Origin of the sequence: Streptomyces sp. NPDC004284 (genome assembly GCF_042874035.1) — a bacterium.
Lineage (GTDB): Bacteria > Actinomycetota > Actinomycetes > Streptomycetales > Streptomycetaceae > Streptomyces.
Genome location: NZ_JBIAMJ010000014.1, coordinates 78239 through 87875, shown reverse-complemented (window position 1 = coordinate 87875; position 9637 = coordinate 78239). Strand labels below are relative to the sequence as shown.

The 9637-nt window shown below is 71.4% G+C and carries 8 protein-coding genes; all 8 read left to right on the top strand.

Annotation, left to right across the window (positions count from 1 at the left end; translation table 11 throughout):
* The first annotated feature begins 35 nt into the window (after positions 1–35).
* The 8 genes from ACFYUS_RS29240 to ACFYUS_RS29205 are packed head-to-tail and all read left to right on the top strand — an operon-like array spanning position 36 to position 9292.
* On the top strand, positions 36–245 hold the full coding sequence (locus ACFYUS_RS29240) for an MbtH family protein (protein WP_388858461.1): 210 nt from the start codon (positions 36–38) through the stop codon (positions 243–245).
* 59 nt (positions 246–304) lie between these two features.
* Positions 305–1126: a phytanoyl-CoA dioxygenase family protein gene (locus ACFYUS_RS29235; RefSeq protein ID WP_388858458.1), complete on the top strand. Its 822-nt coding sequence runs from the start codon at positions 305–307 to the stop codon at positions 1124–1126.
* Positions 1127–1171: 45 nt separating this feature from the next.
* A complete protein-coding gene (locus ACFYUS_RS29230; protein ID WP_388858455.1) occupies positions 1172–2650 on the top strand; it encodes an AMP-binding protein in 1479 nt (492 codons plus the stop codon).
* Positions 2651–2655: 5 nt separating this feature from the next.
* On the top strand, positions 2656–4500 hold the full coding sequence (locus ACFYUS_RS29225) for an amino acid adenylation domain-containing protein (protein WP_388858452.1): 1845 nt from the start codon (positions 2656–2658) through the stop codon (positions 4498–4500).
* Complete coding sequence (locus tag ACFYUS_RS29220) at positions 4497–5780, top strand: cytochrome P450 (protein ID WP_388858449.1); 1284 nt, start codon at positions 4497–4499, stop codon at positions 5778–5780. Before ACFYUS_RS29225 ends, ACFYUS_RS29220 begins: the two co-directional genes overlap by 4 nt.
* The gene (locus ACFYUS_RS29215) at positions 5767–6543 is read left to right on the top strand and encodes a thioesterase II family protein (RefSeq protein WP_388858446.1); all 777 of its coding nucleotides are present in this window, start codon (positions 5767–5769) and stop codon (positions 6541–6543) included. Before ACFYUS_RS29220 ends, ACFYUS_RS29215 begins: the two co-directional genes overlap by 14 nt.
* Positions 6540–7823, top strand: coding sequence for an MFS transporter (locus ACFYUS_RS29210; RefSeq protein ID WP_388858443.1), 1284 nt, complete (start codon positions 6540–6542; stop codon positions 7821–7823). Before ACFYUS_RS29215 ends, ACFYUS_RS29210 begins: the two co-directional genes overlap by 4 nt.
* Positions 7820–9292: a cation:proton antiporter gene (locus ACFYUS_RS29205; protein WP_388858440.1), complete on the top strand. Its 1473-nt coding sequence runs from the start codon at positions 7820–7822 to the stop codon at positions 9290–9292. Before ACFYUS_RS29210 ends, ACFYUS_RS29205 begins: the two co-directional genes overlap by 4 nt.
* Positions 9293–9637: the final 345 nt, after the last annotated feature.

Below are 9637 nucleotides of genomic sequence, written 5' to 3'. Positions count from 1 at the left end.
GGAGACCCCGGGGCACGGAAGGGAAACGGGAACAGATGGCTGAGGAAGCCGTGGACACCACGTACGTGGTGGTCCTCAACGACGAGGAGCAGTACTCGATCTGGCCGGCCGGCCGTGACATCCCGGCGGGCTGGACCGCGTCGGGCACGAGCGGGACCAAGGACGAGTGCCTCGCCCACATCGCCGAGGTGTGGACCGACATGCGCCCGCTGAGCCTGCGCAGGGCGATGGAGCAGGGCCGCTAGAGGCAATGGAGGGGCGCCCGGCCGACGGCGGCCGGGCGCCCGACTCCCGAAATCCAGGCATGACAGGGGGACTTGTGATTCTCACCGACCAACACATCGAGTCTTACCAGCGGGACGGATTCGTCCTGGTGGAGAACGTCGTCCCGGCCGAGGACATCGGCCGGCTGCGGGCCGAGGCCGAGCGGCTCTTCGCCCTCGACCATCCCGGCCGCGTCTTCGAGAAGGACGGGAAGACCGTCCGCGGCGTCCACGGCTGCCACACCACGGGCGAACTCTTCCCCCGGCTGATCCGCCTTCCTTCCCTGCTCGCCTCCGCCGAACAGCTGCTCGCGAGCAAGGTCTACGTGCACCAGTGCAAGATCAACGCCAAGCGGGCGCTGAGCGGCGACACCTGGCCCTGGCACCAGGACTACATCTTCTGGGAGCAGCAGGACGGCCTGCGGGAGCCCCGGGTGGTCAACGTGGCCCTCTTCCTCGACGAGGCCGACGAGTTCAACGGCCCCCTGCTCTTCGTCCCGGGGTCCCACCTCCAGGGCGTGATCCGGACCGAGCGCAACGGGTCGAGCCCCGACGGGCAGGCCCCCGACTGGGCGTCGAGCCTCTCCGCGGACCTCGACTACGCCCTCGGCCCGGAGGACGTCGCCCGTGCCGTCGGCGACCGCGGCATCCGCTCGGCGACCGGACCCGCGGGAAGCCTGCTCTTCTTCGACTCCAGGATCGTGCACGCCTCGGGGCCGAACATGTCCCCGGTCGACCGCACGCTCTTCCTCGCCACGTACAACAGCGTCGAGAACGAACTCGCCGATGTCCCCGCGCCCCGCCCCGAGTTCCTGGCGGCCCGCGACAACCAGCCGCTGGAGGCCCTGCATGAAGCGCTGTGAGACCGCGGGCCGCCGGGCGGCGGGCGCCGAGACGAGGAGCCCGGAATGGCACTGATCCACATCCTCACCGAGGCGATCGGCCGCCATCGCGCCGAGGTCGCCGTCGTCGAGGGCGAGGAGTCGCACACCTACGGGGAGCTCGACGCGCTGTCCGCGCGCATGGCGGGCGGGCTGCGGGAGCGCGGGGTCGGCAGCGGTGACCTCGTCGCCGTGTACGCCACCCGTTCCTGGCTGCGCTGTGCCGCGGTGCTCGCGGCCTGGCGGGTGGGCGCGGGGGTAGTCTCGCTCGACCCGGGCCTGCCGCGACCGCGCACCGAGCGGATCCTGCGGGGGGCCGGCGCGGCCCTCCTGGTCCGTGAGGACGGCTCCGCCGAGGCGGGGTTCGACCTCGCCGAGTGCTCCTTCGGGGACCTGGGCGCCGGCGCCGCGAGCCCGGAGCTCGCCGAGGGGCCGATCGCCTATGTGATCCCGACGTCGGGCTCCACCGGTGAGCCCAAGTCCGTCGCGGTGCCTCCGGTGGTCCTGGAGGACCTGGCGGTCTGGCACCGGGAGCACTGGGTCCACGACGTCCCGCCGCACACCCTGCACGCCGCGTCGATCGGCTTCGACGTGGTCTACGAGGACATGGTGGCCACGTGGCTCGTCGGGGCCCGGCTCGTGATGGTCGACGACCAGCAGCGCCGGGACGCGTTCGAGCTGGTGCCGCTGATCCGGCGCCACGAGGTGGCGCGGCTGTTCATGCCGGTCGGTGCCCTGCACGGCATGGCGATGGTGACCACGCTCGGCGGGGAGTCGATCCCGTCCGTCCGCGAGATCGCCGTGGCCGGCGAGCAGCTGGTCATCAACGACGAGGTGCGGGAGATGTGCGGCGACGGCCGGATCCGGCTGGTGAACCAGTACGGGCCGAGCGAGACGCATGTGATCACCCAGCACCGGCTCGACGGCGACACCCGCGACTGGCCGGACCGTCCGCCGATCGGGGTCGCGGTCGTCGGTGCGGAGCTGCTGTGCGCCGAGGACGGCCGGGTGCGCCCGTACCGGCCGGGCGAGACCGCGGAGCTGATCGCCGCGGGTGACTGCGTCGGCGTGGGCTATCTCGGGGACGAGGCGCTGACCAAGGAGAAGTTCCAGGACCTCGTCCACGTCGACGGCGGGCTGCGGCGCTGCTACTCGACCGGCGACCTGGTCCGGTACGACGGCGAGGTGTACTGGTTCGTGTCCCGCGTGGACGACCAGGTGAAGGTGAACGGCTACCGCGTCGAGCCCGGCGAGGTGGAGGCGGTCCTCGCCCGCGTCGCGGGCGTGCGCCGGGCGCTCGTCCTGTGCGTGCGCGGCCAGGGCACGAACCAGCTGGCCGCGTTCTACGTCCCGCAGGACGGATCGGTGACGGAGGCGGACCTGCGGGACGCCTGCGCGCGGGAGCTGCCCGGTTACATGGTGCCGCGGCACTTCGTACGCATGGACGCCTTCCCCGTCAACGCCAACGGGAAGATCGACCGCGCCCTGCTGATGGGGATGGTGTGAGCCGCATGCCCACAACGACGACGACCGCCACGGACCTGCCCGAGGACGTGCCCGCCGAGTGGGGGACGCACCGGGTGCACGAGCTGGTGGCCCGCTGGGCGCACCGGACACCGGACGCCCCCGCGGTGACCTGCGGGGGCGAGGTCCTGACCTACCGGGACCTCGACGTCCGGGCGAACCGGATCGCGCACCGGCTGCGGAGCCTGGGCCTGCGTCTCGACGACCCCGTGGCGGTGTGCCTCGACCGCTCACCGCTGCTGATCGTCGCGCTGCTCGCCGTGCTCAAGGCCGGCGGCGGGTACCTCGCCGTGGATCCGAGGGACCCCCTGGAGCGGCGGGCCGCGCTGCTGGCCGACGCGGGGGTGCGCGTCCTGCTGACCGGCCCCTCGGACGGGGCCGCCGGTACGGAGGCGGAGGCCGGGACGTACGACGCCCTCGGCGTCACCGTCGTACGCCTCGACGACGCCACGGACGGCGCGGACGACCTCGCGGTCGGGCTCCCGGACGAGGCCGGCGCGGGGCCCGACAACCTGGCGTACATCGCGTACACCTCCGGCTCGACGGGCCGCCCCAAGGGCGTCTGCGTGCCGCACCGCGCCGTGGTGCGGCTGGTCTCGGCCGACTTCCTGCGGGTGGACGCGGACGATGTCTTCCTGCAGTACGCGCCGGTCGCCTTCGACGCCTCCACCCTGGAGATCTGGACGCCGCTGACGGCCGGCGGACGGCTCGCGGTCGTCCCCGCGGGCGACTGGTCACCGGGTGAACTCGCCGCGCTCGCACGCCGGGAGGGCGTGTCGGTGCTGTGGCTGACCGCCGGCCTGTTCCACCAGTTCGTCGACGCGGGATCCGAGGACCTGCCCCGGCTGCGGTATCTGGTGGCCGGCGGCGACGTGCTGTCGCCGTCGCACGTCGACCGTGTCCGCGCGGCGCTCCCCGCCGTGACGGTGGTCAACGGCTACGGGCCGACCGAGAACACCACCTTCACCTGCTGCCACCCGGTCACCGAGGCCGTCGGAGACGGTCCGGTACCGATCGGCCGGCCGATCGGCGGCACGGAGGTGTACGTCCTCGACGAGGATCTCTCCCCGGTGCCGCCCGGGAGCACCGGGGAGCTGTACGCCGGCGGCTCCGGCCTCGCGCGCGGCTACCACGCACAGGCCGGGCTGACCGCGGAACGGTTTCTGCCGAACCCCTTCTCGCCCGTGCCCGGCGCCCGCATGTACCGCACGGGCGACCTGGCCCGGGTCCGCGACGACGGCGGTCTCGAGTTCCTCGGCCGGGCCGACGCCCAGGTCAAGATCCGCGGCCACCGGGTCGAGCCCGGTGAGGCCGAGGCCGCCGTCGAGCGGCACCCGGACGTGCTGCGCGCCGCGGTCGTGACGCAGACGTACGCGGGCGGCGACCGCAGGCTCGCCGCCTTCTACGAGAGCGACTTCCCGCTCTCCGCGACGGACCTCCGCGGGCACCTGACGGACACGCTGCCCTCGTACCTGGTGCCCTCGTACTTCCGGCAGGTGGACGCGCTGCCGCTGACCGCCAGCGGCAAGGTCGACCGGGCGGAGCTGGCCGGGCGCACGGCCGAGGAGCGCCCCGAGCTCGACAACGACTACCGGGCGCCCGCCACCCCGCTCGAAGCGCGGATCGCGCAGCTGTGGGCCGATGTCCTGGAGATCGACCGGGTCGGCGTCGACGACGACTTCTTCGAACTCGGCGGCCACTCCCTCCTCGCCACGCAGATCACCGGGCAGATCGCCACGGAGTTCGGCGTCTTCGTCAGGGCACGCAGCTTCTACGAGGACCCGACGGTCGGTGGTCTCGCCCGGACGGTCGACGCGGGGAGGACGGCATGAGGATCACCTCGTCCGGGCTGAGCGCGGACATCGACCTCGACGCGATCGACCTCTTCGATCCGGGGTTCTACGCCACCGGCGATCCGCACCCGGTCTGGAAGCTGATGCGCGAGAAGGCGCCGGCCCACCGGCAGACGCTGCCGGACGGGCGCAGCTTCCTCTCGGTGACGCGGTACGCCGACGTGAGCACCGTGCTGCGGGACCACACCCGCTTCACCTCGCGCCGCGGGACCGTGCTCTCCGTGCTCGGAGGCACCGACCCCGCGGGGAACAAGATGCTGGCGGCCAGCGATCCGCCGGTGCACACCGCGATGCGCGAACCGCTGAACCGGGTGATGTCCTTCACCGCCCTGGAAGCGCAGAAGCCGCGGGTCAAGCGACTGGTGCACCGGATGCTCGCCCCGCTCGCCGACGGCGGCACGTTCGAGCTGGCGGCGGCCGCCACCGCCTTCCCGATGGCGTTCACCGGTCTCCTGATGGGGCTTCCGGAGGAGGACCTGGACGACCTCGCGCGGCTGGCCACGATGGCGGTGGCCCCGGAGGACGCCATGTTCCAGGAGGGCGAGGTCGGGGAGAACCTGGTCACCGCCCACCACGAGCTCTTCGAGTACCTCGCGGAGCGGGTCGGCCCCAGCGCCGGCCAGGACAACCTGATCGGTTATCTGGTCGGCATGGACGCGGGCGGTCGGCGGCTGCGCCACGACGAGATCGTGTTCAACAGCTACAGCATGCTCCTCGGGGCCAACGCGACCACACCGCACTCCATCGCGGCCACGGTCCTCGCGCTGATCGAACACCCCGAGCAGTACGCACGCCTGCGGGAGGATCCCGAACTGGTCGCGTCGGCCGTGGAGGAGGGCCTGCGCTGGGCCTCGCCCGCGAACCACTTCCTGCGCCACGCCGTGACGGACACCGAGATCGCGGGGACGCCGGTCAGGCGCGGCGAGGCGGTGGTCGCCTGGATCGGCTCCGCCAACCGTGACGCGTCCGTCTTCACCGACCCGTACCGCTTCGACGTGGGGCGCTCCCCCAACCGTCATCTCGCCTTCGGCTGGGGCCCGCACTACTGCATCGGCGCACCGCTCGCGCGGATCGCCCTCCGGCTGCTCTTCGGCGAACTGGCCCGCCTCGTGGAACGGCTTGAACCAGTCGGCGAGGTCGAGCACCTGACGTCCAATTTCATCGCCGGGATCAAACGGATGCCGGTCGTGGCGACACTGCGCGCCGGCGCCGACGAGGTACTGGCCGCTGCGAACGAGGAGAATCGTGTCCCGAGGTAAATGGCTGCTCCGCAGACCCGGAGGCGAAGCGGCCTCGCGTCTCTTCCTCTTCCCGTATTCGGGACTCGGCGCGTCGATGTACAACAGATGGCCCGCCTCCGTCGGCGGCGCCGAGGTGTGCGCCGTGCAGTTCCCCGGGCGGGAGAACCGCATCCGCGAACCGCACTACGGCACGTACGAGGAGTTGGCGGCGAACGTCGCCGAGGGTCTGCTCCCCTATCTGGACCGGCCGTTCGGCTTCTTCGGCCACTGCGGTGGCGCGCTGCCGGCGTTCGCGACCGCGCTGCACCTGTTCAAGGAGGGGCTGCCGACACCCGACTGGCTGTTCCTGTCCTCGCAGGTCTCGCCGCACGACGGGCCCTTCGGCCGCTGGCTCGGGCTGAACGAGGACGAACTGCGGGTCGAGCTCGAGCTTTTCTTCGCCAAACTGGGCGCCCAGCCGGATCCCGACATCATCGAGATGGGCCTCGGCGTCCTGATCGACGATCTGGAGGCGAACAAGAAGTACCACCTCGACGAGCCGGTGGAGATGCCGTCGGCGCTCCACGCCATCGGATGGGACGTCGACAAGGAGATCCGGCCGGAGCAGATGGGCGGCTGGGAGCGGTACGCGGCTGAGGGGCGGTCCCACAGCGCGATCCTCCCGGGCGACCACCACACGTTCCTGGGAGCACCCGAGGGACTGCTCCAGGTCCTCGCCGACGCGATGGCGCTCGGGGCGACGGAAGACGGCACGGAAGGCACCGGAGAACGGCTCGCATGACGACTACGAAGGACAGGAAGTTCGGCGGTCTGTTCCGGGACCCGAGCTTCCGCAACCTGTGGGTGGGACAGACCGCCGCGATGTTCGGGTCGCGCGTGGTCGCCGTCACCGTGCCGCTGATCGCCGCGCTGACCCTGAACGCCTCGCTCTTCGAGATGGGTCTGATCACCGCGCTGGAGAGCCTGCCCTACCTGTTCATCAGCCTGTTCGCCGGCGTGTGGCTCGACCGCGGCTCCAAGCGGCTCATCCTGGTCGCGACCGACGTCGTACGCGCCGGTCTGCTGCTGCTCATCCCCCTGGCCTGGTGGCAGGACCTGCTGTCCATCCCGCTGCTCATGGGCGTCGTCCTGCTGGTGGGCTGCTGTTCCGTCGTCTCGGACATCGGTGGCATGTCGATGCTGCCCGAGGTGGTGGAGCGCACGCATCTCGTGGAGGCGAACAGCAAGCTGGAGCTGAGCAGTTCGGCCTCCAGTCTGAGCGGCAGCGCGATCGGCGGTGCCATCCTCCAGGTGGTGTCCGCGCCGGTCGCCATGGTGGTCAACGCGGCGACCTATCTCCTGTCGGCCGTGTTCACGGCTCTCGTCAGGACGCGTCCCGGCGCGGTGAAGGACCAGGAGGCGCCGTCCAAGGGGGTCTGGCGGGAGATCGGTGAGGGGATCACCTTCATCACCCGCAACCCGACGATCCGGGTGCTCGTTGTCGCCACCATGATCTTCAACTTCTTCACCCTGGCCCTCGAACCGGTGTTCCTCGTCTTCATCACGAGGACGCTGGACCTGGAGCCGATCCACATCGGTCTCATCATGTCGTCCTCGGGAGCGGGCGCGCTGGTCGGTGCCCTGATCGCGGAGCGGTTCGGCCGGCGGCTCGGGCTCGGCCCGGCGCTGGTCACCTCCCTCGGCACGGCCGGCCTCGTCTCCGTACTGCTGCCGCTGGCGACCGTGGTGCCCACGTTCCCGGCCGTGGTGCTGGTGATCGTGATGCACTTCGTCGACGCCGCCATGGTCATCGTCTGCAACGTGAACCTGCGCAGCTACCGGACCGCCATCACCCCGGACGAGCTCCAGGGCCGGATGAACGCCTCGAACCGGATGCTGGTGATGGGGGCGGCCCCGGTCGGAGCGGTCTTCGGCGGTGCGCTGGGCGGCTGGACCGGGGTGACCGTGGCCCTCGTCGTGGTCTCCGTGGGCATCCTCTGCTCCGCCGCCGTGATCTTCTTCTCGCGGGTGCGGTCGGTCCGGGAGATCCCCCAGGACGCGGAACTGGAGGCCGCCGCATGACGCGCCGCTCGCTCCGCGTGCTCGCCCCGTACCTGCTGATGGTCGTGGCGCCCCTTGTCATCGGCGTCCTGGTGCTGCGGACCGGTACCGGATTCGAGACCTCGTCGGCGGTGTCCAAGCCGGGCAGCGCCGGCAACACCTTCGCGAAGCTGCTCATCGCCCTGCCGGTGATCCTCGGCGCCTGCCTGCTGCTCGCCGCCGTGTTCCGTCGGATCGGCCAGCCCCCGGTCATGGGCGAGATCATCGCCGGTGTGCTCCTCGGCCCCTCGCTGCTGGGCTGGCTCTGGCCCGCAGGCTTCCACTGGCTGCTGCCGGCCGAGCTCACCCCGTCGATCAACGTGCTCGCGCAGGTCGGACTCGTCCTGTTCATGTTCCTGGTCGGGCACGAGCTCAACGTGGGGCTGCTGCGGCGCCGGGCCAGGGCCGCCGTGATGGTCAGCCACGCGAGCATCGCCCTGCCCTTCCTCTCCGGCATCGTGCTGGCCCTGCAGATGTACGGGTCCCTGGGCGAGGGGGTGTCCTCCACGGGCTTCGCCCTGTTCTTCGCGGTGTCGATGAGCATCACCGCCTTCCCGGTCCTGGCGCGCATCCTGCACGACCGCGGGATGAGCGGCGGCGAACTGGCCTCGCTGGCTCTGACCTGCGCCGCCGTGGACGATGTGACGGCCTGGTGTCTCCTGGCCGTGGTCACCGCCGTCGCGACCGGCACGTCCGTGGCGGCGACGGGGCTGACGGTCGCGCTCACGATCGCCTTCGTCACCGCGATGCTGCTCGTCGTGAAGCCGCTGATGGCCCGTCTGCTGACTCCGCGGGAGAACGGCACCGGGGACGAGGCCGGCGAGGCCGACGCCCCCCGGGGCCCCCGGGGCGTCCCCGCCTCGGCCGTGCTGTCGATCCTCCTCGGCGGCCTGCTGCTGTCCGCGTACGCCACCGAGCAGATCGGCATCCACCCCATCTTCGGCGCCTTCCTGTTCGGCGCGATCACCCCGCGCGGCCTGCCGCACGTCACACACGCCACGGACCAGATCCGCGGCCTGACGGTGACGTTCCTGCTACCGCTCTTCTTCGTCTACACCGGCCTGCGCTCCAGCTTCGGGCTCCTCGGCACGGACGCGAGCCTGTGGCTCTGGTGCGGTGTGATCACCCTCGTGGCCATCGCCGGCAAGTGGGTGGCGAGCACGGCGGCGGCACGCGTCTCCGGCATCGGCCGCCGGGACGCGTGGTCGATCGGCGCGCTGATGAACTGCCGCGGCCTGACCGAACTCGTGGTGCTGAACGTGGGACTCGACCTCAAGATCATCACCCCTACGGTCTTCACCATGCTGGTCATCATGACCCTCGTCACCACCATGATCACCGCACCGGCACTGTCCCTCATCGAACGCCTCTTCCCGGACACACCCCCTCCGACGCCCTCGCCCGAACCCCGCGAGACGGCGGACTCACGCCTGGGGAGCGGGGTGGCCTGACGGCCACGTGCACGAGCGAAGGCAGCTCACGAACCGCAGGAAGCCCCCGGCAAGACCCCCTGCGTTCGGCGCTCCCCACGAGTGGGCGAGCGGTCGGTACGGCGAGGCCGGAGTGCCGTCGCCGGAATCCCCGAGGCGTCCCCGACTCCGCGAGGCCCAGATCTCAGGGTCGAGCGGAGTCGGGGCGCGCCCCGTTCCCGCACGGCCGGGCGAACCGACGGTGGAGGTCGGCGCGTATCAAGACGCCGACCAGTCGGCCGTTCCACGTCTTCTCCGTGCGCGCTCAAGCACCTGGCGGCTGCTGAAGGCGTCGGCGGCGACACGTGGCCTGCTGGAGTACCCGTA

Excerpts from the sequence above, each read along its gene's own strand:
- ACFYUS_RS29240 (WP_388858461.1), top strand. The coding sequence starts at position 36 with ATGGCTGAGGAAGCCGTGGACACCACGTACGTGGTGGTCCTCAACGAC.
- ACFYUS_RS29235 (WP_388858458.1), top strand. The coding sequence starts at position 305 with ATGACAGGGGGACTTGTGATTCTCACCGACCAACACATCGAGTCTTAC.
- ACFYUS_RS29230 (WP_388858455.1), top strand. The coding sequence starts at position 1,172 with ATGGCACTGATCCACATCCTCACCGAGGCGATCGGCCGCCATCGCGCC.
- ACFYUS_RS29225 (WP_388858452.1), top strand. The coding sequence starts at position 2,656 with ATGCCCACAACGACGACGACCGCCACGGACCTGCCCGAGGACGTGCCC.
- ACFYUS_RS29220 (WP_388858449.1), top strand. The coding sequence starts at position 4,497 with ATGAGGATCACCTCGTCCGGGCTGAGCGCGGACATCGACCTCGACGCG.
- ACFYUS_RS29210 (WP_388858443.1), top strand. The coding sequence starts at position 6,540 with ATGACGACTACGAAGGACAGGAAGTTCGGCGGTCTGTTCCGGGACCCG.
- ACFYUS_RS29205 (WP_388858440.1), top strand. The coding sequence starts at position 7,820 with ATGACGCGCCGCTCGCTCCGCGTGCTCGCCCCGTACCTGCTGATGGTC.